The organism is Comamonas aquatica (assembly GCF_018064205.1).
In the GTDB taxonomy this organism is placed as follows: domain Bacteria; phylum Pseudomonadota; class Gammaproteobacteria; order Burkholderiales; family Burkholderiaceae_C; genus Comamonas; species Comamonas aquatica.
The window spans coordinates 1981380-2006599 of the sequence record NZ_CP072916.1 but is presented as its reverse complement, the minus strand read 5'-3'; the positions used below and the strand labels follow the sequence as shown (position 1 = coordinate 2006599).

At 67.0% G+C, this 25220-nt stretch carries 23 protein-coding genes and 2 pseudogenes; 19 read left to right on the top strand and 6 right to left on the bottom strand.

Annotated features, from left to right (window positions below):
- Positions 1-10 precede the first annotated feature (10 nt).
- From KAQ61_RS09575 to KAQ61_RS09560, 4 genes are all read right to left on the bottom strand, one after another.
- Positions 11-1285 (bottom strand): MFS transporter, encoded by a 1275-nt coding sequence (locus KAQ61_RS09575; protein WP_210929036.1) that lies wholly within the window; start codon positions 1283-1285, stop codon positions 11-13.
- Between the two features lie 189 nt (positions 1286-1474).
- Positions 1475-2059 carry a biotin transporter BioY gene (locus KAQ61_RS09570; RefSeq protein WP_042412906.1) on the bottom strand — a complete coding sequence of 195 codons (585 nt, stop codon included), beginning with the start codon at positions 2057-2059 and terminating at the stop codon, positions 1475-1477.
- 351 nt (positions 2060-2410) lie between these two features.
- Positions 2411-3385, bottom strand: a complete 975-nt coding sequence (locus KAQ61_RS09565) for an alpha/beta hydrolase (RefSeq protein WP_210929035.1) — start codon at positions 3383-3385, stop codon at positions 2411-2413.
- A 56-nt stretch (positions 3386-3441) separates the two neighbouring features.
- On the bottom strand, positions 3442-4395 hold the full coding sequence (locus tag KAQ61_RS09560) for a class I SAM-dependent methyltransferase (RefSeq protein ID WP_210929034.1): 954 nt from the start codon (positions 4393-4395) through the stop codon (positions 3442-3444).
- A gap of 188 nt (positions 4396-4583) precedes the next feature.
- Here KAQ61_RS09560 and olsF point away from each other — a divergent pair, with 188 nt between their 5' ends.
- The 4 genes from olsF to KAQ61_RS09540 all read left to right on the top strand — a co-directional run bounded on the left by olsF (position 4584) and on the right by KAQ61_RS09540 (position 9464).
- A complete protein-coding gene (gene olsF, locus KAQ61_RS09555; protein WP_210929033.1) occupies positions 4584-6344 on the top strand; it encodes a bifunctional ornithine lipid synthase OlsF in 1761 nt (586 codons plus the stop codon).
- A 248-nt stretch (positions 6345-6592) separates the two neighbouring features.
- A complete protein-coding gene (locus KAQ61_RS09550; protein ID WP_210929032.1) occupies positions 6593-7867 on the top strand; it encodes a hydantoinase/carbamoylase family amidase in 1275 nt (424 codons plus the stop codon).
- An 18-nt stretch (positions 7868-7885) separates the two neighbouring features.
- Entirely contained in the window at positions 7886-8791 is a 906-nt protein-coding gene (locus KAQ61_RS09545; RefSeq protein WP_210929031.1) for a helix-turn-helix domain-containing protein, read from the top strand.
- Between the two features lie 19 nt (positions 8792-8810).
- The gene (locus KAQ61_RS09540; protein WP_051519554.1) at positions 8811-9464 is read left to right on the top strand and encodes an orotate phosphoribosyltransferase; all 654 of its coding nucleotides are present in this window, start codon (positions 8811-8813) and stop codon (positions 9462-9464) included.
- A gap of 151 nt (positions 9465-9615) precedes the next feature.
- Here KAQ61_RS09540 and KAQ61_RS09535 read toward each other — a convergent pair whose 3' ends face one another.
- Positions 9616-10230: an FMN-dependent NADH-azoreductase gene (locus KAQ61_RS09535; RefSeq protein ID WP_042412894.1), complete on the bottom strand. Its 615-nt coding sequence runs from the start codon at positions 10228-10230 to the stop codon at positions 9616-9618.
- A 118-nt stretch (positions 10231-10348) separates the two neighbouring features.
- On the opposite strand from KAQ61_RS09535, the gene KAQ61_RS09530 reads away from it, so the two are divergent.
- The 15 genes and pseudogenes from KAQ61_RS09530 to KAQ61_RS09460 all read left to right on the top strand — a co-directional run bounded on the left by KAQ61_RS09530 (position 10349) and on the right by KAQ61_RS09460 (position 24203).
- A complete protein-coding gene (locus KAQ61_RS09530) occupies positions 10349-11278 on the top strand; it encodes a LysR substrate-binding domain-containing protein (RefSeq protein WP_210929030.1) in 930 nt (309 codons plus the stop codon).
- A 196-nt stretch (positions 11279-11474) separates the two neighbouring features.
- Positions 11475-12491 carry an extracellular solute-binding protein gene (locus KAQ61_RS09525; protein ID WP_210929029.1) on the top strand — a complete coding sequence of 339 codons (1017 nt, stop codon included), beginning with the start codon at positions 11475-11477 and terminating at the stop codon, positions 12489-12491.
- Between the two features lie 26 nt (positions 12492-12517).
- On the top strand, positions 12518-14158 hold the full coding sequence (locus KAQ61_RS09520) for an ABC transporter permease (RefSeq protein WP_043384685.1): 1641 nt from the start codon (positions 12518-12520) through the stop codon (positions 14156-14158).
- Between the two features lie 19 nt (positions 14159-14177).
- The gene (locus KAQ61_RS09515; RefSeq protein WP_210929028.1) at positions 14178-15188 is read left to right on the top strand and encodes an ABC transporter ATP-binding protein; all 1011 of its coding nucleotides are present in this window, start codon (positions 14178-14180) and stop codon (positions 15186-15188) included.
- A 391-nt stretch (positions 15189-15579) separates the two neighbouring features.
- A complete protein-coding gene (locus KAQ61_RS09510; protein ID WP_210929027.1) occupies positions 15580-16428 on the top strand; it encodes a type 1 glutamine amidotransferase in 849 nt (282 codons plus the stop codon).
- A 165-nt stretch (positions 16429-16593) separates the two neighbouring features.
- The gene (gene kdpF / locus KAQ61_RS09505) at positions 16594-16692 is read left to right on the top strand and encodes a K(+)-transporting ATPase subunit F (protein ID WP_183302986.1); all 99 of its coding nucleotides are present in this window, start codon (positions 16594-16596) and stop codon (positions 16690-16692) included.
- A gap of 108 nt (positions 16693-16800) precedes the next feature.
- Positions 16801-16995 (top strand): annotated as a pseudogene (locus KAQ61_RS19030) (potassium-transporting ATPase subunit KdpA); the annotation flags it as partial.
- 21 nt (positions 16996-17016) lie between these two features.
- Positions 17017-17750: pseudogene (locus tag KAQ61_RS09495) on the top strand (response regulator).
- A gap of 258 nt (positions 17751-18008) precedes the next feature.
- Entirely contained in the window at positions 18009-18578 is a 570-nt protein-coding gene (locus KAQ61_RS09490) for an RBBP9/YdeN family alpha/beta hydrolase (protein WP_210929026.1), read from the top strand.
- A 174-nt stretch (positions 18579-18752) separates the two neighbouring features.
- Positions 18753-19754, top strand: a complete 1002-nt coding sequence (locus KAQ61_RS09485; RefSeq protein WP_210929025.1) for a sulfate ABC transporter substrate-binding protein — start codon at positions 18753-18755, stop codon at positions 19752-19754.
- Positions 19755-19836: 82 nt separating this feature from the next.
- Positions 19837-20739: a sulfate ABC transporter permease subunit CysT gene (cysT, locus tag KAQ61_RS09480; RefSeq protein WP_210929024.1), complete on the top strand. Its 903-nt coding sequence runs from the start codon at positions 19837-19839 to the stop codon at positions 20737-20739.
- On the top strand, positions 20736-21710 hold the full coding sequence (gene cysW, locus KAQ61_RS09475) for a sulfate ABC transporter permease subunit CysW (RefSeq protein WP_210929023.1): 975 nt from the start codon (positions 20736-20738) through the stop codon (positions 21708-21710). The genes cysT and cysW overlap by 4 nt, the downstream gene beginning before the upstream one ends.
- Before the next feature lie 28 nt (positions 21711-21738).
- Positions 21739-22866 carry a sulfate/molybdate ABC transporter ATP-binding protein gene (locus KAQ61_RS09470; protein WP_154163918.1) on the top strand — a complete coding sequence of 376 codons (1128 nt, stop codon included), beginning with the start codon at positions 21739-21741 and terminating at the stop codon, positions 22864-22866.
- Between the two features lie 60 nt (positions 22867-22926).
- Positions 22927-23433: a disulfide bond formation protein B gene (locus KAQ61_RS09465; protein ID WP_042413050.1), complete on the top strand. Its 507-nt coding sequence runs from the start codon at positions 22927-22929 to the stop codon at positions 23431-23433.
- Positions 23434-23531: 98 nt separating this feature from the next.
- Positions 23532-24203 (top strand): pseudouridine synthase, encoded by a 672-nt coding sequence (locus tag KAQ61_RS09460; RefSeq protein ID WP_210931640.1) that lies wholly within the window; start codon positions 23532-23534, stop codon positions 24201-24203.
- A 259-nt stretch (positions 24204-24462) separates the two neighbouring features.
- On the opposite strand, the gene KAQ61_RS09455 is transcribed toward KAQ61_RS09460, so the two are convergent.
- Positions 24463-25140, bottom strand: a complete 678-nt coding sequence (locus KAQ61_RS09455) for a glutathione S-transferase (RefSeq protein ID WP_210931638.1) — start codon at positions 25138-25140, stop codon at positions 24463-24465.
- Positions 25141-25220: the final 80 nt, after the last annotated feature.

Genomic DNA, 25220 nt, shown 5'->3' with positions numbered 1-25220 from the left:
CGGCCCTGGTTCAGGCGGCCTGCGCCGGGCCGAAGACCGCGGGGCGATCGCGCCCGGGCAGGCGCAGGGCCACGCCTGCGGCCAGCACCAGCAGGGCCGCGGCGCTGCCAAAGGCCAGCCAGTGCGTGCCGTGCTGCTCGAACCCCCAGCCGCCCAGCCACGCGCTGATCATGGCGCCCACCTGGTGGCCCAGGTAGGCCCAGCCATACAGCATGCCCACCTTCTTGACGCCATACACATCGGCCAGGATGGCGGACGACAGCGCAATGCTGCCGGCCCAGACCACGCCGCCCACTGCCGCCACCCCGTACAGCTGCCAGGCGCTGCCCACCAGCATCAGCCCCAGAAAGCCCAGGCCGCGCACGCCGTAGATCACGCTCAGCATCTTGCGCCGCTCCACCCGGTCGGCCAGTCGGCCCAGCACCATGGTGCTGGGAATGGCGACCAGGCCGATCAGCCCGATGCCCAGGGCGCTGGTGGTGGTGTCAAAGCCATGGTCCAGCAGCATCGGCATGCAGTGCGTGCCCATCAGGTTCATGCTGAAGCCGCAGGCAAACAGGCCCAGCGTCACCTTCAGGAACGGTGCCGTGCGCATGGCTTGCAGCACGCTCAGCTCGGCCCCCGGGGCGGGGCGTGCGGCGGTGCTGCCGGTGGCCGTGCCCAGGGGAGCGTCACCGCCTTCGGGGGCGGCGTCGCGCACCACCCACAGCGCCGCGGGCACGGTGATCAGCGTGAACACGGCCGCAAAGCCCAGCAGCGTGTGCTGCCAGCTGAAGTGCTGCAGGGCCCAGCCCAGGGCCGGGGTCATGACGGCAATGCCGGCCATGGAGCCGGTGGACAGAAAGAACAGCGCCATGCCGCGGCGGCGCTGGAACCAGCGGCTGATCACCGGCGTCAGGGCCACGGGGCTGGTGAAACCCGCACCCACCGACATGCAGACGCCGAAGCTCCAGAAAATGCCCTGGGCCGAGCGGGTGTTGACCGCCCACAGCGTGGACAGCACCAGGATGGCCGTGCCCAGCAGCAGCACGTGGCGCGTGCCCACCCGGGCCACCAGCCAGCCCGCCACAGGCATGGCCAGGCCATAGCACAGCATGCCGATGGCGATGATGCCGGCCAGCAGGCTGCGGCTGAAGCCCAGATCGTCGGCCATGGGCAGGAACAGCGGGCCGATGCCCAGGCGCATGCCGACGGTCAGCAAGGTGAGCAGCGTGGCGGCCGCCACGATGTTCCAGCCGAAGTACCAGCCGCCGGTGGGCGTGGAGGGGTGGGGTGGTGTGTGCATGGTGAATCTCCCTGGCGCGTGGTATGGATGTAGTAGGTATCGCGCGGCGCGCATGGTAGGCCATGGCGGCAGGGGTGACTGTCACCCCTGCAGGGAAATTCCATTTTTTTGATAGCTGTTTGCGCTGGCTGCATCAGCGCTGCCAGCGTTTTGGGTGCTGACGTTAGCGTTGTGCCAGCGCCCGCTGCGTCAACGGCGCACGCCGCCGAACTGCCAGTCCGGCATGGCGCGGGCAATGCTGTGCACCACCAGGGCCGTCAGGGCGCACTTGATCAGGTCGCCGGGGATGAAGGCCACATTCACCCAGATGGCCTGGGTCAGCGGCAGCTTGGCAATCCACACTAGGCCGGCGATGCCGAAGGCATACAGCACGGCAATGCAGCCCACGGCCGAGGCGACGAAGGCGCTGCCCGCGGCACGCAGGGGCGTGGACTTGGGCAGCAGGGCCATCAGCCAGCCGGTGACGAAGGCCGCAGCCGTCCAGCCCACCAGGTAGCCCGTGGTCGGCGCCATGAACACGCCCAGGCCGCCACGGCCACCCGAGAGCAGGGGCAGGCCGGCGGCCACAGCCACCAGGAACACCAGCATGGCCTGCAGGCCGCGCCAGGGGCCCAGCAGGCAGCCGGCCAGCATCACGCCCAGGGTCTGGATGGAGATGTGCACGCCCAGCGGCAGGTCGATCTTAGGGATCAGCCCCATTACGCCGAGCAGGGCGGCAAACAGGGCCACCAGGGCGATGGATTCGGAGTGGCGGCGGGTTAGGGCGGTGGTCATGGCAGGTGTTCCTAGCGGTGGTGGCGGTATTTTATGCACGCCAAATTGCAGAAACGCATGCGGAACATGAATGCATCTGCATTTAAATCTGCCTTTTTGACCGTGCCTAACTGCGTCGATCTGCGGGCGGTGATGGGGTGTGAAACACCACATTTCGCGGCAATTGCCGGCAGGATGGCGCAAGTGCTGTCTATCCGCGTGCAAGCCGCCGGCAACCGTGTTCAACGGGTGTCAAAACCCGTAGAACTTGGCGCGACAGGGGTGCGCAGCCCCGCGCCGGCTGTCGCGACGCGGCGGGCTGCCGCAGGCCGCACACCGGGGATCGCCTGCCGAGGTCGGTGTGCGCCGTGCTCAGCGTGCCTGGCTGCGCACCTGTTCTAGCATCTGGCAGGCGGCTTCCACCGCCTGGCGCGCTGCGGGGCTGGCGACCAGCATGCGGGCAAAGCCGTGCACCATGCCTTCGGCGCGCGTCCACTGCACGGCCGGGCCTTGGGGCAGGGCCTGGAGCTGGCGCGCAAAGTCCTCGGCCTCGTCGCGCAGGATGTCGTGGCTGGCGGTGACGATGGCCGTGGGCGGCAGCTGCGGCAGGGCATCGATGCACAGGCCCGGGCTTCGCCAGGCCAGTTCGGCGCCGCCCAGCTGCTGCCAGTAAGCGTCCATGGCGGCGTCGGTCAGGCCGTAGCCCTGGGCGAATGCCGCCATGCTGGGCGTGGACAGGCCGGGCTGCAGGCAGGGGTAGAACAGCAGCAGGGCCTGGATCTGCGCGCGGTTGGCAGCGGGTTGCTGGATGGTATGCACCGCGCTGCACAGGGCCAGGTGGCCGCCCGCGCTGTCACCGCCCAGCAGCACCTGGGGCTGGGCGAAGGGCAGCACGCCCTGCATCTGGTGCAGCCACTGCAGCACGGCGTGGGCATCCTCCACGGCGGCCGGGAAAGGGCTTTCGGGCGTGCGGCGGTAGTGCACGCTGAGCACGGTGTGGCCGCTGAAGTGGGCCAGGTGTTCGCACAGGTCGTCGTGCGTGTCCAGACTGCCCACCATCCAGCCGCCGCCATGCAGCCAGACCAGGGTCTGGCCGCTGGCGCGGGCCGCCGGCGTGTAGCTGCGCACGGCAATCTCGCGCCCGGGGGCGCTGACAAAGTGCTGCTGGATGGCAATGCCCGGCAGCGGCTGGGTGCGCAGCAGGCGCGCCTGCAGTTCGCTGAGTAAGCGGCGGCGCTGCACATAGTCCAGCTGGGGCGTGGGCGTCTGCGCTTCCAGTTGGGCAAAGCGGTGCTGGGTGTGTGCCAGGGCGGGATCGATGGGGGTGGGGTCAGGGGTGTGCATCATGAAAATCCATAGCTGTCAGCGCTTGCTGTGAATGGGTGAAATGCCTGTTTGGTGTGTCAAACCGGCGCCAGCCCGTCGGCCGCCGGGGCGCGGTACAGCAGCACCTTCAGGCTGCGTTCCTCGTCCACATCGGCAAAGGCGGCGGGGTTGGCGATGCGTTCCACGAACTGCAGCGTGGGCGCGATCTCGGCCATCTGGTCCTGGAGGAAGGCCGTGCCCAGTTCGGGCGCGTTCAGGCACAGCAGCGCATGGCCGCCGGGGCGCAGCAGGTCGGGCAGGCGGCGCATCAGCTTGGCGTAGTCCTTGGTGGCCACAAAGCTGCCCTTCTGGTAGCTGGGCGGGTCGATGACGATCAGGTGGTAGGGGCCGCTGCGCGTGATCTTGCCCCAGCTGCTGAAGATGTCGTGCGCCAGAAAGCTGGCCCCCGTCAGCCCGTTGAGCTGGTGGTTGTGCTGGCCCGTGGCCAGGGCGCCCTGGGCCATGTCCATGTTCAGCACCTGGCGCGCGCCGGCGTCCAGCGCGGCGACGGAGAAGGCGCAGGTGTAGGCGAACAGGTTCAGCACCTTCAGGCCATGGCGGTGTTCGGGGTGCTGTGCCACATGCGCGCGCACCCAGCGACGGCCGGCGGCCATGTCCAGGAACAGGCCGTGGTTCTGGCCGCGCAGCACGTGGGCGCGGTACTGCAGACCGGCCTCGGTGACGATGTGCGGCTCGGGCACGCTGCCGCGCACCAGGCGCGTCTCGGCCTTGGTGCCGGGCTGGCGCATCTGGAAGACCCAGTTCAGCGGCTGGCCCTGGCCGATCTGCGCCCAGCGCGCGAGCAAGGCGGCGTCCAGGGCCTGCAGCGCGGCTTCGTCCAGCGGCTGGAAGCTAGTCAGCACCAGCACGGGGGGGAAGGCGTCCAGCACCAGGTGCTCGCAGCCGGGGTGGCGCCCGCCGCGGCCGTGGAACAGGCGGCAGGCATCGGTCGGGACTTCGAGCTGGGCGATGGTGTCGAGCAGGGCTTGCATGGCATTCACGGAAAAAACACAAGGGCGAGAGTATGCGGCCACAGCCCTGGCCCTGGCGGCGGCCGGTGTACGGCGCCTGCGGGCTGCGGCGGGCGGTGCGGCTGTCACACAGGCTTCACGCAGTTGTCGCGAGCCTGTCACGGCAGTTCCCGACCATCGCGACACCCCGCTTTTGCAAGGATGCGCCCATGATTTCCGTGGACCAGATCGTCGACCTGCACCTGCCGCAATTGCAGCGGCACCCCCGACTCAGCCAGGGCGTGCGCGGCGTGCTGCGCCGGCTGCTGCGCGAGCAGAGCTTCCGCAGCTTTGCCCAGCAGTACCCGCACCTGGAGGGCTTCCAGTTTGTGGAGCAGGTGCTGGAGCACTTTGCCTTCAGCACTGCCGTGCGCGACAACGAGCGCGAGCGCATTCCCGCCCACGGGCGCGTGGTCATCATCGCCAACCACCCCATCGGCTCGCTGGACGGCCTGGCCCTGCTGAACATGGTGGGCGGCATTCGCCGCGACGTGAAGATCGTCGCCAACGGCCTGCTGGCCGAGCTGGCGCCGCTCAAGCGCCTGCTGCTGCCGGTGACCATGATGGGCGGGCGCAGCGCAGCGCGCCAGCTCAAGGCCATCATGGAACACCTGCAGGGCGAGGGCGCGGTCATCATCTTCCCGGCGGGCGAAGTCTCGCGCCTGCACCCCGAGGGCGTGCGCGATGGCCGCTGGAACCCTGGTTTCCTGCGCCTGGCCGGCCAGGCCCAGGCGCCCATCGTGCCCATCCACATCGACGGGCGCAATTCGGCGCTGTTCTACGGTGCCTCGCTGCTGTACAAGCCCCTGGCCACGCTGCTGCTGGTCAAGGAGATGTTCGGCCAGCACCAAAAGAGCATTGCCCTGCGCATCGGCCACCCGATCCCGCACAGCAGCTACGGCAGTCTGCCGGTCGAGCCCGAGGCCGCCGCCAAGCTGCTGCGCAAGCACCTGTACCGCGTGGCCCAGGACAAGCCCAATCTGCTGAAGGTGGAGACGGCGATTGCCCACCCGGTCAACCGCAGCGCCCTGGCCCAGGCCGTGACGGCCTGCGAGCTGCTGGGCGAGACCCCGGATGGCAAGCGCATCCACCTGTTCCGCGGGGCGCTGGATTCGCCCATCCTGCGCGAGGTGGGGCGGCTGCGCGAGCTGTCCTTCCGCGCCGTGGGCGAGGGCAGCGGCGCCCGCCGCGACCTGGACCGCTATGACGCCCACTACGACCACCTGATCCTGTGGGACCCGCAGGACCTGGAGATCGCCGGCGCCTACCGCATGGCGCGCACCGCCCAGGTGCTGGCCGAGCAGGGGGTGGAGGCCTTGTACACGCACAGCCTGTTCGAGTTCACGCCCGGCATGCAGAGCTTTTTGCAGCAGGGGCTGGAGTTGGGGCGCTCCTTCGTGCAGCCGCGCTACTGGGGCAAGCGTTCGCTGGACTACCTGTGGTTTGGCATCGGGGCCTACATCCAGCGCTATCCGGAATGCCGCTACCTGTTCGGCCCGGTGTCCATCAGCCGCGAAATGCCCCAGGCAGCGCGCGATCTGCTGATCTACCACTACCGCACGCACTACGGCGCCGCCTGCCTGGCCCACGCCCGCCGGCCCTATGTGCCGGGCGAGGGGCTGGAGATGTGCTCCCAGTTCACGGGCGAGGACAGCGCGGCCGACTTCGTGCGCCTCAAGCACCTGCTGGCCCACATGGGCTCCAGCGTGCCCACGCTGTACAAGCAGTACGCCGAAGTGGCCGAGCCCGGGGGCGTGCGCTTCCTGGACTTTGGCGTGGACCCGGATTTCTCGCACTGCGTGGACGGCCTGGTGCTGGTGGATGTGCAGCGCCTGAAGCCGCACAAGCGTGACCGCTACATGCCCCGCCGTGATGCCGAGGCTGGCACCGAAGCCGTGACCGAAGTCGTCACCGCAACCGCCGCAGCCTGATCGCACCGTAGCGCGTCAAAAAGCAGAGCAGCAGGCGTCCTTCGGACGGGCGCCTGCTGCTTTTTCGTGCCTGATCGCCGGGACGGGCACTGGGTGGACTGCGGTGTCGCATGGGGTATTCCAAAAAAGATACAAAACAGTCGCAGATGGGCGCATGCAATGTGGGTATTGCGTATCTTTTTTGAGATTAAGATGCTTTCTTAGCAACCCTCACAGCCTGCGCGTCGCGTGCGGCAGGCCCGTCCGACATGGAACTGCAGTCTCTACAGCCACTGGCACAGCAACTGTTTGCCGACATTCGTGCGCTGACTTTCGATGGCGTGGGCGTCACCCGTGCCAGCTATGGGGCCGGTGAAAACGCCTGTGCCCGCCATCTGGAGGCCTTTGCCCGCGCCGAGGGGCTGGAGGTGACCACCGACCGCGCCGGCAACTTTGTCTACAGCGACCCGGCCGACACCCGCCAGGGGCCGGTGATCTGGACCGGCTCGCACCTGGATTCCGTGCCGCAGGGCGGCAATTACGACGGCCTGGCCGGCATCGTCGCCGGCCTGCTGGTGCTGATTGCGGCCAAGCGCCAGGGCGTGACGCTGCCCGCGCCGCTGCAGGTGATCGGTTTCCGCGGTGAGGAGAGCGCCTGGTTCGGCAAGGCCTACATGGGCTCGGGCGCGCTGTGGGGCAAGCTGACGGCCGCCGACCTGGCCCTGCAGCGCCGCGAGGACGGCGTGACCCTGGGCGACGCCCTGGCTGCCTGCGGCGCTGACCTGGCCGCCATCGCCCGCCAGGACAAGCTGTTCAACCCTGCCGACATCCGCGCCTATGTGGAGCTGCACATTGAGCAAGGCCCGGTGATGGTGGCGCGCGAGATTCCCGTGGGCGTGGTCAGCGGCATCCGCGGCAATGTGCGCCACAACAAGATCGAATGCTTTGGCGAGGCCCAGCACTCCGGCGTGGTGCCGCGCTGGCTGCGCAAGGACGCGGTGTTCGCCGTGTCCGACCTGATCGTGCGCCTGGACACCCACTGGCGCGCGCTGCTGGAGCGCGGGACCGACCTGGTGGTGACCTGCGGCGTGGTGCAGACCAACCCGGCCGAGCACTCCATCTCGCGCGTGCCGGGCTATGCACATTTCAGCTTCGAGGCGCGCAGCAAGAGCAGCGACACGCTGGAGGCCTTCTACCAACTGGTGCAGGCCGAGATGGCCTCCATCGAGCGCGAGCGTGGCGTCAAGTTCCAGCTGGACCGCCGCCTGCTGAGCGAGCCCGCTGTCACCGACCCCCAGCTGTGCGACCTGATGGCCAAGGCCTGCCGCGAGCGCGGCATTGCCCACGAGCGCATCCCCAGTGGCGCCGGCCACGATGCGGCCCTGTTCGCCAACGGCGGCGTGCCCTCGGCCATGGTGTTCGTGCGCAACCAGCATGGTTCGCACAACCCGCACGAGGCCATGGAGCTGTCGGACTTCATGCTCGGCACCCAGGTGATGGCCGACACCATCGCCGCCATTCCCGTGGCCCCGGCCTCGGTATAGTCGCGGGCAGCCGCCACCATGACCACGGACCCCTTCACCTCCCACATCGACTATGCCGCGCTGGGCGACCGGCTGCGCGCCTACCGCATGGGGGCGGGCCTGCAGGCCGACGAGGTGGCGCAGCAGCTGGGCGTGTCGCGCGCCGTGGTCTACCGCATGGAAAAGGGCGAGATCGTCAAGATCGACACCCTGGAGCGGCTGGCCCACCTGCTGGGCACCAGCCTGGCCTCGCTGCTGGGGGTGGAGGCCGAGTACTATGCCTCGGCGCTGGCGCTGTTCGAGCGCATGCGCCAGCTGGAACAGACCTCGGACCGCATCCTGGCGCACTTCGAGCCGATCTCGCTGCTGCTGATGTCCGAGCACTACCTGGAGCACCTGGGCCTGATGCTGGCCGAGGCCTTGCCGCAGGGCGCCGATGCCCCGCTGCACGCGCGCCAGGCGCAGCAAATCATGAACATCCTGCGCGAGCGGCGGCTGAACTTCGAGCGGCGCAAGCCGCACATCGTCAGCCTGATCGGCCTGCGCGAGCTGGAGCGCTTTGTGCAGACCGGCCTGATCGGCCGCATGGACGTGGCACCCGGCGTGCGCCGTGCCCGTGTGCAGGCCGCGCGCCAGGAGGTGCAGCGCATCGCCGAGCTGATGGACAGCGAGCCCTGGTACGCCCAGGTGGGGCTGGTGGATGATGCCATGCCTTCGGCCACCTACCAGGTGCTGATTGGCCCCGGCCACCGGGTGCTGATGCACAGCCCGTTCCGCCTGGGTGAGCTGCCGAATGTGCGCAATGGCATCGCCATGGTGACCGCCTCGCAGGAGGCTGTGGCGCTGCACGAGCGCATGACCACGAATTTATGGGCCACGGCCAGCAAGGGTCCCGCCGGCGCACAGCGCCTGCGCGCCTTGCTGGAACGCACGGCCCCGGACTGACCCAAGAAAGAAGATTGCAATGACACCTTTGATGAGCCAGCAGGCCGCGGCCTGGTTGTTGGAAGCCGGTTGTGTGGAAGTGCGCACCGATGCGCCCTTCGTGCTGCCCTCGGGCTGGGCCAGCCCGGTGTACATGGATGCCACGCGCCTGATCTCGCTGCCCACCATCCGCCGCGAGCTGATGAAGCAGGGCGTGCAGCGCCTGCTGGATGCCGGCGCCCTGCAGGGCCTGAGCGCCGTGGCCGGCGGCGAGTCCAGCGGCATTGCCTTTGCCGCCTGGTTTGCCGAGAAGCTGGACATGCCGCTGCAGTACGTGCGCAAGCGCGCCGTGGGCAGCCGCCAGATCGAAGGCACGGTCGAGCCGGGGGGCAAGGTGCTGCTGGTGGACGACATGGTGTCCGCCGGCCAGTACAAGCTGAGCTTCATCGACGCCCTGCGGGCCCAGGGCGCGCGCGTGGAAGACCTGTTCGTGGTCTTCGACTACGCCTGCTTCGGCTCCGACGCGGTGCTGGCCCAGCACGGCGTGCGCGTGCACGCGCTGTGCAACTGGCAGGACGTGCTGGCCATGGCCTTCCAGCGCGGCGGCTTCTCGGTCGAGCAACTGGCCGTGTGGCAGACCTTCCTGCAGGACCCGGCCAAGTGGTCGCTGGCCCACGGCGGGATCGGTAAGTAAAAAACAGAGCGTCTTGCGCTGGTCCTGCCAGCGTTTGCAATCGATTGTTGGCGGAAACGCCCTGCAGCCGCGCGCGGGCTGCTCCTGAAATGCGCAATGCAAAAAGCCTGCTGATCCAGCAGGCTTTTTGGTGTGGGTACCAGGGCGGCGCTCAGGCGGCCACGGCGGCCTTCACATCGTTGGCAGCGCTTTCAAAGGCGGCGGCCACAGCGTCGGGTCCCATGCCCAGACCTTCGGCGCGCACAAAGCGCACGTCGGTGACGCCGAAGAAGCCCATCACCACCTTCAGGTAGCTTTCCTGGTGCTCCATGGCCTGACCGGCTTCGCTGGTGGAGTACATGCCGCCGCGCGAGGAAGCGATGATCACGGTCTTGCCCTTGGCCAGGCCTTCAGGGCCGTTGGCGGTGTAGCGGAAGGTGCGGCCGGGCTGGGCGATGCGGTCGATCCAGGCCTTCAGCTGGGTGGGGATGCTGAAGTTGTAGAACGGGGCACCGATCACGACCACGTCGGCCGCCAGGAACTGGCTCACCAGCTGTTCGGACACGGCGTTCTCGGCCACTTGCTCGGCGGTCAGGCCGTCGGTCTGGCCGGTGCGGGGGGTCATGGCGGCCATGGTGAAGTGGTTGGGGGCCTGGGCCACCAGGTCCAGGTAGGTCACTTCGGTGCCGGCGTGCTTGGCCGTCCAGGCGTTGACGATTTGCTGGGTCAGCTTGCGCGAAGCCGAGTTGTCGCCGGTGATCGCAGAGTCAATGTGCAGCAGTTTCAAGGGGTGCTCCTGAGAAATCAAAGTTCGATGGGTTGAAGTATGCATTGATACCGCTGTTCCGATAAGTCATCGAAAATGCGATAGATTGTTCTGAATATCGATTCAATCGGACCCAACCATGCAAGATCTCAATGACATGCTGTACTTCGCCGAGGTGGTGGAGCGCGGGGGCTTCGCCGCAGCGGGCCGGGCCCTGGGCATTCCCAAGTCGCGGCTGTCGCGGCGCATTGCCGAGCTGGAGGCCCGCCTAGGCGTGCGTCTGCTGCAGCGCACCACGCGCAAGCTGTCACTGACTGAGGTGGGGTCGGCCTACCTGCGCCATTGTCAGGCCATGCGCGATGCCGCCGAGGCCGCACAGGACACGGTCGAGCAGGTGCAAAGCGAGCCGCGCGGCACGGTGCGTGTCAGCTGCCCGGTCACCCTGTCGCAGACCGTGCTGGCCCCGCTGATGCCGCTGTTCCTGGAGAAGTACCCCCAGGTGCGGGTGGAGATGATGGTGGTCAACCGCCCCGTCAACGTGGTGGAAGAGGGCGTGGATGTGGCCCTGCGGGTGCGCTCCACGTTGGAAGACAGTGCCAGCATGGTCGTCAAGCGCCTGGGGTTGGCCAACCAGATCCTGATGGCCAGTCCGGCCTATCTGCAGCGCCAGGGCACGCCGCAGAACCCGCAGGACCTGCTGCAGCACCACGTGCTGTCGATGTCGGTCTTCGACGGCGTGGCGCACTGGCGCCTGCGCAGCGACACCGGCGCCGAGGTGCAGCTGCAGCCCCAGGTGCGCTACATGGCCGACGATTTGCTGACGCTCAAGTACGCGGTGCTGGGCGGCGCGGGCGTGTGCTATCTGCCCGATTACATGTGCCAGGCCGAGATGGACCGGGGCGAGCTGGTGCATGTGCTGCCGCAATGGCGCTTCCCGCTGAGCATTGTCCACGCCGTGTTCGGCTCGCGCCGCGGCCTGACCCCGGCGGTGCGCAGCTTTCTGGATTTTCTGGGCGAGCACATGGCCAGCCACGGTCCGGGCCCCGATGCCGGCGTGCGGGCCAGTTGAGGAGGCGTGCCCTGTTGTCCACCACCGACACAGAAGCCCTTCGATTCCTGGGTGGTCGGGGTGGCAAGGCCAGCAAACCGTGGCAGAATTCATAACAGGAATAATTCTCACTCTGAAGCAAAGCCCGAATGGCAGTGCTTCTCCTGTTTGGCCAGCGCACCCGCTGGCTGTTCCCTGACCACTGGAAGCGAAGAAGATGAAAATTTGGAAGACGGCGCTGTGCCTGAGCTTGGTTGGCGCGGCCACTTTGGCCCAGGCTGCACAGCCCCAGGCTGTGACGGTGTACTCCGCACGCATTGAAGCCCTGCTCAAGCCCACGTTGGACGAATACACCAAGCAGACCGGTGTCAAGATCAACCTGCTGACCGACAGCGGTGGCTCCCTGACCGAGCGCCTGGCCGCCGAAGGCGCCAGCTCGCCCGCCGACGTGCTGATCACCGTGGACGTGGGCAATCTGTGGAACGTGGCCGAGCGCGGCCTGCTGCAGAAGGTGGATTCGCCCCTGCTGAACGCCAATGTGCCCGCCAACTTCCGCGATCCCGGCAACCGCTGGTGGGGCCTGTCGGAGCGTTCGCGCACCATCTTCTACGCGGCCGATCGCGTCAAGCCCGAGCAGCTGAGCACCTACGAAGACCTGGCCGACCCCAAGTGGAAGGGCAAGCTGTGCCTGCGCACCTCCAAGCAGGCCTACACCCAGTCGCTGGTGGCCATGCTGATCGCCAAGCACGGTGTGGAGAAGTCCGAAGCCATCGTCAAGGGCTGGGTCAACAACCTGGCGGGTGACGTGTTCACCAACGACAGCAGCCTGCTGAAGGCGATTGCCGCCGGCCAGTGCGACGTGGGCATTGCCAACACCTACTACTTTGGCCGCATCCTGGCCAAGGAGCCTGACTTCAACAAGCAGGTCAAGCTGTTCTGGGCCAACCAGGGCAAGAACGAGGGCGGCGCCCACGTGAACCTGTCCGGCGCTGGTGTGACCAAGCACGCTAAGAACCCCGAAGGCGCGCGCAAGCTGCTGGAATGGCTGTCCTCGGCCAATGTGCAGACGGCTTACACTCACGGCACGTACGAAAGCCCGATCAATCCCAAGGCGGATGTCGATCCCATCGTCAAGGCCTGGGGCAAGTTCACGCCCAGCCCTCTGAATGCTTCGGACATCGGCTCCAAGCAAGCGGAAGCGATCAAGCTGCTGGATCGTGTAGGCTATCGTTAATCGGTTTTTGGAATTAGGTTCGAACCTTGTCTGTTGTAGACCATGCCGCGCCAGCGCACCGCTGGCGCGGTTTTGCTTTTGCGCTGCCCATCGCCTTGCTGACCATCGTGCCTTTGCTCACGGTGGTCGGCATGGCATTGACGCCCCAACCTGAGATCTGGCAGCACCTGTGGAACTACGTGCTGCCGCGCGTGCTGGGCAACACCTTGCTGCTGATGCTGCTGGTGGGCAGCGTGGTGCTGGTGGTGGGCGTGCCCCTGGCCTGGCTGACGGCGATGTGCGAGTTCCCGGGCCGCAAGTTCTTTGCCTGGGCCCTGGTGCTGCCGCTGGCCATTCCGGCCTATGTGCTGGCCTTTGTGCAGATGGGCCTGTTCGAATATGCCGGGCCGGTGCAGCGCCTGCTGCGCGAGGTGGTGGGCAGCAGCCACTGGTTCCCCGACATCCGTGGCAGCCTGTGGGGCCTGGTCATGGTGCTGGTCATGGCCTTCTACCCCTACGTCTACCTGATGGCGCGCAGTGCCTTCCTGACGCAGGGCCACCGCAGCATGGAGGCCGCCCAGGCCCTGGGCTACAGCCCCCTGGCCGCGTTCTTCAAGGTGGCCTTGCCCCTGGCGCGGCCCTGGATCGGCGCCGGCCTGGCCCTGGTGCTGATGGAAGTGCTGGCCGACTTTGGTGCGATCTCGGTCTTCAACTTCGACACCTTCACCACGGCCTTGTACAAGTCGTGGTTCAACCTGTTCAACATCACGGCCGCCGCGCAGCTGGCCGCGATCCTGGTGCTGGTGGTGCTGGTGCTGGTGGCGGCGGAGCAGCGCTCGCGCCGCGCCAAGCGCTTCCACGTCAGCAACCCGCAGCAGCAGCGCACCGTGCTGCAGGGCGGCCGCCGCTGGCTGGCGTTCGCCGCCTGCGCCCTGGTGTTTGGCGCGGCCTTTGCCGTGCCCATGGTGCAGATCGTGGCCTGGGTGTGGTCGGTGTGGCGCCAGGACCTGAACAGTGATTACTGGGGCTATGTCTGGAACACGCTGTGCCTGGCGCTGTTCACGGCCGCCGTGACCACGGTGTTCGCCCTGCTGCTGTCGTGGACGCGGCGCCGCCACAGCGACCCCTGGACGGCCTGGACCGTGCGCCTGGCCGTGCTGGGCTATGCCATGCCCGGCGTGGTGCTGGCGGTGGGCGTGTTCGTGCCGATTGCCTGGCTGGACGAGCGCCTCATCGCCCTGCTGGCCCCGCTGGGGATCGAGACCCTGGCCATCCTCAAGGGCAGCCTGGCCGGTATGCTGCTGGCGCTGGCCGCACGCTTCATGGCCGTGGCCTACAACGCCACGGATGCGGCCATGCAGCGCATCACGCGCAGCCAGGAAGAGGCCTGTGCCTCCCTGGGCCTGGGGCCGTGGCAGACCTTGCGCCGCCTGCACCTGCCGTTGCTGCGCACGGGCCTGCTGTCCGCCTTCCTGATGGTGGTGGTGGACGTGATGAAGGAAATGCCCATCACGCTGATGATGCGCCAGTTCGGCTGGGACACCCTGGCCGTGCGCGTGTTCCAGCTGACCTCCGAGTCCATGTGGGACCAGGCGGCCTTGCCCGCGCTGGCGATTGTGCTGGTGGGGCTGCTGCCCGTGATCCTGCTGGTGCTGCAGACCGAGAAACAACCGTCTGCGGCCGGTTGAATATCGCCGAGATTTTGTGATGCTTGAAGTCAAAAACGTTTCACTGGGATACGGCGCCACCACGGTGGTGCAGAACGTCAGCCTGCGTCTGGACCAGGGCGAGATCGGTTGCCTGCTGGGCCCTTCGGGCTGCGGCAAGACCACCTTGCTGCGGGCCATCGCTGGCTTCGAGCCGGTGCGTGCCGGCCACATCGACCTGCAAGGCCGCACGGTGGCGGCCGTGGCGCAACGCGTGCCACCCCAGCACCGCGACATCGGCATGGTGTTCCAGGACCATGCCCTGTTCCCGCACCTGACGGTGGACGGCAATGTGGGCTTCGGCCTGCAGCAGCTGTCCAAGACCGAGCGCGCCGCGCGCGTGCAGGAAATGCTGGAGCTGGTGGGCCTGCAGGGCATGGGCCAGCGCTGGCCACATGAGCTGTCCGGCGGCCAGCAGCAGCGCGTGGCGCTGGCGCGCGCCCTGGCCCCCAAGCCCCGCCTGCTGCTGATGGACGAGCCGTTTTCCAGCCTGGACACCACCATGCGCGAGAGCATCGCGCGCGAAGTGCGCGCCATCCTCAAGCACGCCAAGGCCACGGCCCTGATGGTCACGCACGACCAGAACGAAGCCTTTGCCATGGCCGACAACGTGGGCGTCATGTCGCACGGCCAGCTCATGCAATGGGGCAATGCTGTGCAGGTCTACTGCGCCCCCGCCACGCAGGAGGTGGCCCGCTTCGTGGGCGAGGGCGCGCTGGTGCCGGCGCAATCCACGCCCGGGGGCCAGTGGCAGACGGCGCTGGGCATGTTGCCAGCCGGTCACCCCCACTTCCAGACCGAGCAGGGGGTGCAGGTGCTGCTGCGGCCCGAGCATGTGCGCCTGGTGGAGCAGGGGGTGAGTGCCCAGGTGCGCGAGCGGACCTTTCGCGGCAGCCACTTCGTGTTCGAGCTGGAGCTCCCCGACGGCCAGCCCATCATGGCCAAGGCCTCGCTGAATGCCTTGTACGGCAGTTGCGATACCGTGCGCATCGGTCTGGCTGCCGATCTCTGAGTCAGCAACCATAGCTGCCAGCGCCCATCCCGCAAGGGCTAGGGCGCTTTTTCATGCCCGAAATCGGGCGCTCCACTTGCCGGGCCTGTGTCGTGGGTCGCCGGTGCTATAGGGTGGGGGCGTGCCTGGGGTGGCTGTTGGCTGCAGGGGACATGCGGTGGCATCTGTCTAGCAACCCCAAGGGGATGGTGCGCTCCACGCAGGCAGCGGCAAACAGGGCAGTGCCTGTGCACCGCACCGCCGGCTCCCATGGATCGGTCCATGGGAGCCGGCCCGGTGTTGTATGCGCCATCTTGATGGTGCGCGGCTGCATCTGAATGCGGGCTTGAGGCCGGCGCTTCTAGATTCCCTGCATCGCAACCACGGGCATGCACGGGCAGCCCTTCCAGGTATGAAACCTATCGCCATTCTTCAGCATGAAGCCACCCAGGGGCCGGGGGTGCTTGAGGAGTTCCTGCAGCAGCAGGGCATTGCTTACGAGCTGATCCAGCCTTGCCATGCCGGCCTGGCCCCGCGGCATGCCGCAGATTTCCGCGGGCTGGTAGTGCTGGGCAGCAACCACTGTGCGAACGAGCCGCTGCCATGGGCCGACGCAGAGCGGTGCCTGCTGCAAGACGCACTGGCCCATGACGTGCCGGTGCTGGGACATTGCTTTGGCGCCCAGATGCTGGCGCGCGCCATGGGCGGGCGGGTGTGGCGCAACCCGTGCCCCAACATCGGCTGGAGCCAGGCCTGGGTGACGCCCCAGGCGCAAGCGCTGCTGCAGCTGCCGCTGCCGCGCGAGATCACGCTGTTCAACTGGCACTACGACACCTTCGAAATTCCCCAGGGTGCGCAGCGCAGCATGTCTGGCGCCTATTGCCTGAACAAAGGCTTTGTGCACGGCCGCAACTGGGCGTTCCAGGGGCACCTGGAAGTGACGGCACACAGCGTGCAAGCCTGGTGTGACGCAGGACGGGAGGAGCTGTGCCAGGCCCGGGGCCCCGCCGTGCAGCGCCAGGCACAAATACTGGCCCAGCTGCCGCAGCGCATGCAGGCGCTGCGGGCCCTGGCGGTGCGCGTGTATGGCGCCTGGGTGGCGCAGTTGGAGCGGCCCGCCGAAGTCCGCCCAGGCCAGCCCGGCGATCCCCTGGCCGATGTGGGCGCGGCAGGCCCACTGTCCACACCGCAGTGGGCGCTGCAGTACCAGGCCGTGCTGGCCGCTCACACCCGGGAGATCCTGGCGCGGTTCGCGCGCTGAGGCGATCCCCAGCCTGGATGGTGGCAATCTTGATGCCGTCTTGATACCCGGCGGGACATTCTCTACACGGTATTGACGGGGGAATTTCTACATTCGTTCCATGGACCTTTGGCGGCATCCCCCTGCGCAGTGCAGGGGAGCGCCACCGGTCATTGGAGAAACGAAATGCCCACCAGCCACTGGATGGAAGCCCTCGCCGCCTGCCTGGCGTTCGGCCTGTTTGTGTACCTGGCCTATGCGCTGCTGCGCCCTGAGAAATTCTGAGGAGACGGCCATGCACGCACTGCAAGACCTGCTGTTTGTCAGCCTCACGGTTGTCTGTTTTGTCGCCCTGCTGGGCTTTGTCCGCGCCCTGGTGCGCATCTGAAGGGGATGGCCATGTGGTTACCCTGGATCGAATTCGCCGTGGTCCTGGCCGTCATGGCGCTGCTGGCCATCCCCATGGGGCAATGGCTGGCGCGCTGCTTCACCAGCGAGCACCATACCTGGCTGGAGCGCTGCACCTATGGCGCCCTGGGCGTCAACCCGCAGGAGCGCATGACCTGGCAGCGCTATGGCGCCAGCCTGCTGCTGTCCAACGCCATGATGATGCTGCTGGGCTACCTGGTCTTGCGCCTGCAGGGTGCCCCCCGCATCCTGCTGATCGAAGACGATGCCAGCATCCGCCGCTTTGTGCGGCTGGCGCTGGAAGACGAAGGCTGGCAGGTGTTTGAAGCCGAAACCGCCAAGCGGGGCCTGATTGAAGCCGCCTCCCGGCAGCCCGACGCCGTGGTGCTGGACCTGGGCTTGCCCGACGCCGATGGCAAGCAGGTGATCACCGAGCTGCGCAGCTGGAGCCAGCTGCCCGTGCTGGTGCTGTCCGCGCGCGAGCGCGAGGAAGAGAAGGTGGCGGCGCTGGACGCCGGGGCCGACGACTACCTGTCCAAGCCCTTCGGCGTGCCCGAGTTGCTGGCGCGCCTGCGCGTCATGCTGCGCCGGCGCCAGCTGTCGCACCAGGGGGGGCGCCAGCCAGCCAGGTCAGCTTTGGCACGGTGGTGGTCGATCTGGCCAGCCATGAGGTGCGGCGCGGCGACGAGGTGGTGCACCTGACGCCCATCGAGTTCCGCCTGCTGGCCGCGCTGATCGCCGGGCAGGGCCGGGTGCTGACCCACAGGCAGCTGCTGCTGCAGGTCTGGGGGCCGGAATACCTGGACCGCCCGCATTACCTGCGCGTGCACATGGCCAATTTGCGCCAGAAGATCGAAGAGAACGCCGCCCAGCCGCAGTTCCTGATGACGGAGCTGCAGGTGGGCTACCGCCTCAGCCTCAAGCCCCTGGCGTAAGCCGCGGGTGCCCGGGGTGCGGGTGGGGTGGTGGCAGGTCGCCCCGGATTTTGCGCGGCGCTCTCAATTTCTGCGAGCGTGTGGACCACCGGTCGCGCGCAGCCCGGTCCGGGTGCCTGCCGCCAGGGCCTGAGGCGGCCTGGACGCCCCAGCAGGGCTGCCGGCGCACAAGCTTATGCACATAAGAAAACAACCAATCATTCGTTGGGTTTGGCGGCATGGGCGCAGACAATCGGCGGCCTCAAAGGAGGGCCAGCCATGGCACACACAGAACCGCGCATCGTCATCGTTCCGGGGTGGCGCAATTCCGGCCCCGATCACTGGCAGAGCCTTTGGGCCCACAGCCTGCCGCAGGCCGAGCGGGTCGAGCAGGACGACTGGCTCACCCCCAAGCGCGCCGACTGGGTCCCCACACTGGAGGCGCTGATCCTGTCGCGGCCCGAGCCGGTCATCATCGTGGCCCACAGCCTGGGCTGCATCACCACCAGCCACGTCGGTCCGGAGGCGGCCGCGCGCATCCAAAGCGCCTTGCTGGTGGCGCCGGCCGATCCCGAGCGGCGGGCGCACCTGGCCGACTTTGCCCCCGTGCCCTACCAGGCGCTGCCGTACCGCAGCATCCTGGTGGCCAGCAGCAACGATCCCTATTGCCCCGTGCGCCTGGCCGGTGCCTATGCCCGCGCCTGGGGCAGCGAGTTTGTGCGCCTGCAGAACGCCGGCCACATCAACACCGAGTCCGGGCACGGCGAATGGCCGCTGGGCCGGGCACTGCTGCAATCCCTGGTGCAGGACATGGCCTGGGGGGCCCAGCCGCGCACGGTGGTAGCCTGAATTTGCATGAAATCGTGGTCTTTCGCTTGCTGGGTCTGCGCAGATAGCTCACTTTTTCTTTATTCTTATTTTGGATTAATTTAAAAAAATATATTCTTTTGAGTTTTAAAGATTGTTCTTCACAATCCGCTGCATCTCTTGCAACAGACTCCGCGTGAGTAAGGCGACCGCACCATGACCTCTTTGAAGCTCAAGACTATCCTGGCAACGATTGCGCTGGCCGCCTCCGGCATGGCCTCTGCGCAGAGCCAGTTGCTCAACGTCTCCTACGACGTGGCCCGCGAGTTCTACAAGGACTACAACCAGGCCTTCATTGCGCACTACAAGAAGACCACCGGCCAGGATGTGAAGATCGACCAGGCGCACGGCGGCTCCAGCGCCCAGGCGCGCGCGGTCAACGACGGCCTGCCCGCCGATGTGGTGACCTTCAACACCACCACCGACATCGAGTTCCTGGCCAACAACGGCGTGGTGGCCAAGGACTGGGCCAAGCAGTTCCCGCACGACGCCTCGCCCACCACCTCGACCATGCTGTTCCTGGTGCGCAACGGCAACCCCAAGAACATCAAGGACTGGAAGGACCTGACCCGCCCCGACGTGAAGGTGGTGGTGGTCAACCCCAAGACCGGTGGCAATGGCCGCTACGCTTACCTGGCGGCCTGGGGCTCGGTGCGTGAAGCTGGCGGGACCGACGCCCAGGCCCAGGAATTCGTGAAGCAGCTGTACAAGAACGTGCCCGTGCTGGGCAAGGGCGGGCGCGATGCCACGGCCATCTTCCTGCAGCGCAACATCGGCGACGTGCTGATCACCTTCGAATCCGAGGTGATCTCCGTGGACCGCGAGTTCGGCAAGGGCAAGGTGCAGGCGGTTTACCCCTCCAGCTCCATCGTCGCCGAGAACCCCGTGGCCATCGTGCAGCGCACGGCCGAGAAGAAGGGCAGCAGTGCCCTGGCCAAGGCCTACCTGGACTACCTGTACTCGGACGAAGCCCAGGAAATCGCCGCCAACCATGCCCTGCGCCCCCGTTCCGAAGCGGTGCTGAAAAAGCATGCCAATGTGTTCAAGCCCCTGAAGCAGTTCACCGTGGCCAAGTACTTCGGCTCGCTGGGTGAAGCGCAGAAGGTGCACTTCAACGACGGCGGCAAGTTCGACGAGATCTACACCCCCGGCAAGTAAGCCCGGGCTGTGCATGGGGCGCTGGCCACAGCGTCCCTTTTCATAACAACAACGATTTCTGGCCGACTGGGAAAAACCAACAATGTCCGTCGCATCCCCTGCCAGCCCCACGCCCAGCGCCACAGCCTCCGGTCAGCCCTCAGGGCCACGCCGGGGCCGTGGCGCGGGCCGCGTCCTGCCCGGTTTCGGGCTGACGCTGGGCTACACCCTGTTTTATCTGAGCGTGATCGTGCTAGTCCCCTTGTCGGCCTTGCTGTTCAGAACCTTTGACCTGTCCTGGGCCCAGTTCTGGGAGGCCGTGGCCGCACCGCGCGTGGTGGCCTCGTACAAGCTGACCTTTGGCTCGTCGTTCATCGCGGCCTTGGTCAATCTGGTGTTTGGCCTGCTGATCGCCTGGGTGCTGGTGCGCTACCAGTTCCCCGGCAAGAAAATCGTCGATGCCCTGGTCGATCTGCCGTTTGCCCTGCCCACGGCCGTGGCTGGCATCTCGTTGACAGCCTTGCTGGCCGGCAACGGCTGGGTGGGCCAGTACCTGGAGCCGCTGGGCGTCCAGCTGGCCTTCAACCCCAACGGCATCGTCATTGCCTTGATCTTCATCGGCCTGCCGTTCGTGGTACGCACCGTCCAGCCTGTGCTGGAAGACACCGAGAAGGAGCTGGAAGAGGCCGCCACCAGCCTGGGCGCCACCCGCTGGCAGATCTTCTACAAGGTGATCCTGCCCAGCATCACACCGGCCTTGATGACCGGTTTTGCGATGGCGTTTGCGCGCGCGGTGGGCGAGTACGGCTCGGTCATCTTCATCGCCGGCAACATGCCCATGATTTCCGAAATCACACCGCTGATCATCATCGGCAAGCTGGAACAGTATGACTACGCCGGTGCCACGGCCGTGGCGGTGGTGATGCTGCTGATCTCCTTTGTGCTGCTGCTGGTCATCAACGCCTTGCAGGCGTGGCAGCGCCGCCATGCAGGAGCCCCCGCATGAACGAACAACACTATTTCCTGTTGAAGCTGCTGCTGGCCGTGCTGGTGCTGGCCGTGGTGGCCTACCACCTGACGGCCCCGCGCAAGGGCAGCAAGCCCGAAAAGCTGTCCACCACCGAGCCGCGCTGGGTGCGCTGGGTGCTGACCGGGGTGGCGCTGTCCTTCATCGCCCTGTTCCTGGTGCTGCCGCTGGCGGCGGTGTTCACCGAGGCGCTGCGCAAGGGCTTCGGGGCCTACCTGGAGGGTTTGAACGAACCCGACGCCTGGGCCGCCATCCAGCTGACGCTGATCACCGCGGTGATTGCCGTGCCGCTGAACCTGGTGTTCGGCGTGGCGGCCGCCTGGTGCATCGCCAAGTACAACTTCCGTGGCAAGGCCTTCCTGATCACGCTGATCGACCTGCCGTTCTCCATCTCGCCCGTGGTGGCGGGTCTGATGTATGTGCTGGTGTTCGGCGCGCATGGCTGGTTCGGCCCCTGGCTGGCGGCACATGACATCAAGATCATCTTCGCCGTGCCCGGCATCGTGCTGGCCACCGTGTTCGTGACCTTCCCCTTCATCGCCCGCGAGCTGATCCCGCTGATGCAGGCCCAGGGCAATGACGAGGAGCAGGCCGCCATCGTGCTGGGGGCCAGCGGTTGGCAGACCTTCTGGAAGGTGACGCTGCCCAACATCAAGTGGGGCCTGCTGTACGGCGTGATCCTGTGTAACGCCCGTGCCATGGGCGAGTTCGGTGCGGTGTCGGTGGTCTCGGGCCACATCCGCGGCCAGACCAACACCATCCCGCTGCACGTGGAGATCCTCTACAACGAATACCAATCCGTGGCGGCGTTTGCGGCGGCCTCCCTGCTGGCCCTGCTGGCGCTGGTGACCCTGGTCATCAAGACCATGGCCGAATGGAAGCATGAACAACAGCTCAAGGACGCGGCCAGCCTGCCGCCCGAGCAACCCACGCCACGCACCGCCGCCTGAAGCGCGGCGCGCATGAAAGATCAAGACCATGAGCATTGAAATCCGCAATGTCAGCAAGCAGTTCGGCGACTTCCAGGCCCTGCGCGATGTGAGCCTGGACATCCAGTCCGGGGAACTGATTGCCTTGCTGGGCCCCTCGGGCTGCGGCAAGACCACGCTGCTGCGCATCATCGCCGGGCTGGAAACGCCCGACGTGGGCAGCATCCACTTCAGCGGCGAAGACACCACCGACGTGCACGTGCGCGAGCGCAACGTGGGCTTCGTGTTCCAGCACTACGCGCTGTTCCGCCACATGACCGTGTTCGAGAACGTGGCTTTCGGCCTGCGCGTCAAGCCCCGCCGCGAGCGCCCCAGCGAAGCCCAGATCAAGGAAAAGGTGATGAGCTTGCTCAAGCTGGTGCAGCTGGACTGGATCGCTGACCGCTTCCCCTCCCAGCTGTCGGGGGGCCAGCGCCAACGTATTGCCCTGGCGCGCGCCCTGGCGGTGGAACCCAAGGTGCTGCTGCTGGACGAGCCCTTCGGTGCGCTGGACGCCAAGGTGCGCAAGGAACTGCGCCGCTGGCTGCGCCACCTGCACGATGAGCTGCATGTGACCTCCATCTTCGTGACGCACGACCAGGAAGAGGCGCTGGAAGTGGCCGACCGCGTGGTGGTCATCAACCAGGGCAAGATCGAGCAGGAAGGCACGCCGCAGGAAGTCTGGAACAACCCGGCCAGTCCGTTTGTCTACGGCTTCCTGGGTGATGTGAACCTGTTCAAGGGGCGCGCCCAGGACGGCCACGTGGTGCTGGCCGATGGCACGCAGCTGGCCAGCAGCGATGCCGCCGGGGCCGTGGACCGCAACGCCTTCGCCTATGTGCGCCCGCACGAGCTGGAGGTGGAGCGCTATTCCCCCGGCCAGAACACCGACGGCAACGGCCGCCAGACCGGCATGGTGGTGCAGCTCAGCCGTGCCATCGTGGTGGGTCCGATCGCGCGCCTGGAACTTATTCCCGCGGACGACACCCAATCCGCAGACAATGCGGGTTCCGAGCGTTTGATCGAGGCGCAAATCCCTGCCCAGCAGTTCCACGAGATGGCACTGCGCGAGGGGGAGACCTTGGTGGTCACACCACGGCGCGCCAAGGTATTCTTGGACGAAGCAGCCGGTATCTGAGTCCGCCACCTGCATGGGGCAGGGGGCGCTGGTGCCGTCCCCTGAAATGAGAACAACATGCTGGTTTTGAACTGGATCACCTCCACCCCGCGCCGCACGCTGGCGCTGATTGCCGCCGCCTGCGTGGCCTTACTGGCCTTTGGCATGTACCTGCAGCACGTGCAGGGCCTGGAGCCTTGCCCCATGTGCATCGTGCAGCGCTATGCCCTGGTGCTGGTGGCCCTGTGCACCGGCCTGGCCAGCCTGGGCCGGCGCAGTGCCTGGTGGAAGACCTGGAGCCTGCTGGCCACGGTGGCCGCCGGCCTGGGCGCCTTCGTGGCCGCCCGCCAGAGCTGGCTGCAGTGGAATCCGCCCGAGTTCGCCAGCTGCGGCCGTGACCTCTACGGCATGATCGAGAACTACCCCATCAGCCGCGCCATTCCCATGATCTTCCGTGGCTCGGGCGACTGCACGGCCGTGGACTGGACCTTCCTGGGGGGCACCATCGCCAACTGGTCCTTCCTGTGGTTTGTCGGCTTTGCGCTGGTGCTGTTGGCACTGCTGTGCAAAGGCGCCCAGCGCCGCTGAGAACCAGCTCCCCCTGAGGATTGCAGCCCCGCATGCCTGGCATGCCGGGGCTTTGTTTTGGGCCGACAATCACGGCCTTTGCGCACTATCGATCCGGCATGCCCCAGTACATCCTCTTCCACAAGCCGTATGGCGTCCTGTCCCAGTTCACCCCCGAGGATGGGGCGCGGTCGCTGGCGGAGTTCGACCTGCCGCCCGGGGTGTACCCGGCCGGGCGGCTGGACAAGGATTCCGAGGGCCTGCTGCTGCTGACCGACGACGGCCCGCTGATCGAGCAGTTGCTCCACCCACGCCACCAGAAGCCCAAGACCTATTGGGTGCTGGTCGAACGCGTGCCCGACGAGGCCGCCTTGCAGCGCCTGCGCGACGGCCTGCGCATCGAGGACTACACCACCTTGCCGTGCCAAGCACAGCTGCTGCAGCCCCAGCCGCAGGTCGCGCTGCGCGATCCGCCGGTGCGGGTGCGCAAGAGCGTGCAGGACGTGTGGCTGGAGATCACCGTGGTCGAGGGCAAGAACCGCCAGGTGCGCAAGATGACGGCGGCCATCGGCCACCCCACCTTGCGCCTGATCCGGCGCAGCATTGCCAACCTGCAGCTGGACGCGCTGGCCCCGGGCCAGTGGCGCGCGATTGCGCGTGAAGACATCCAGTGGGGCGACGTGGCTGCAGCGGGCAGCCAGGCGTCGGCGGGCACGACATCACGGCGCCCAACGGGCAGTCCGGTGGCCTCGGCGCGCCGGCCCGGCGCCTGGTTCCACAAAGGCCGCTGAGCGGGCCTGGCGCCTTGGGCTGCGATGGCCAGCCCGTGCCCAGAAGCCGGCTGGCGATGGCAGGGGAGGCCCGCGGCGGGCGTCGGCGTTGCGCCGTTCCGTCCACGGCCGGTGAGGGCCATGGCCGCATGGCGGGCTGCCCCACCCCTCGGTCGGGGTGCCGCGCAAGCCTGTGATGCAGCATTGAAAAGAGGAGCTGCTGCCCCTTTCTGCTTATGCGCTACAGGCCAAAAATGCTTGCAATGGTCAGCGCACCGGCTCAGGCCGATTCGATGCTGTCGGTGCTGAAGGTCGGGCCCCGTGTGCCAGGGATCCAGCCGGGGTAGGTTTCCATGATCTCGGCAAACAGCGCCGAATCGATCCAGCGTTGCAGCCAGTCCTGCAGGTGGGGCCAGGGCTGCTCGGCCCACTGGGCTTCATCGATGCGCGCAAACTGGCGCACGAAGGGACGTAGCGCCATGTCGGCCAGGCTGGGGTTCAGGCCGAACAGGTAGCCGCTGTCGGCCAGTTGCTCATCCAGATCGGCCAGCCAGGTGATGGCATCGGTCTGGGCTTGGTTGACCTCTTCGGCCGTGTAGCGCTCGGGGTACTTGCAGCGGTCCAGTGCCTGCTTGAAGAAGCCGTCGTTGCGGCCGATCAGCGCCAGCATGTCGTCCAGCGTGCCCTGGGTGGGGGCCAGCCAGCCGTCCGGGTCGTTGGCGAGCAGGGCATGCAGCATGATGTCCAGGCTTTGCTCGATCACGCGGCCGTCCTGCAGCACCAGCACCGGCACCGTGCCCTTGGGCGAGGCCTGCAGCAGCTCCTGCGGCTTGGCGCGCAGGTTGATTTCGCGCAGCTCGCAGGCCTGTCCGGCATGGGCCAGTGCCAGACGCGCACGCATGGCGTAGGGGCAACGGCGGAAGGAATAGAGCACGGGCAGGGCAGGCGAAAGGGTCATGGGAGCGATGGTGCTGGTGAAAACGCAGCAGGTTGGAAAGACAAGCTGCGTACTTTAAGTCCTCAGGACAAAGCCTGTAT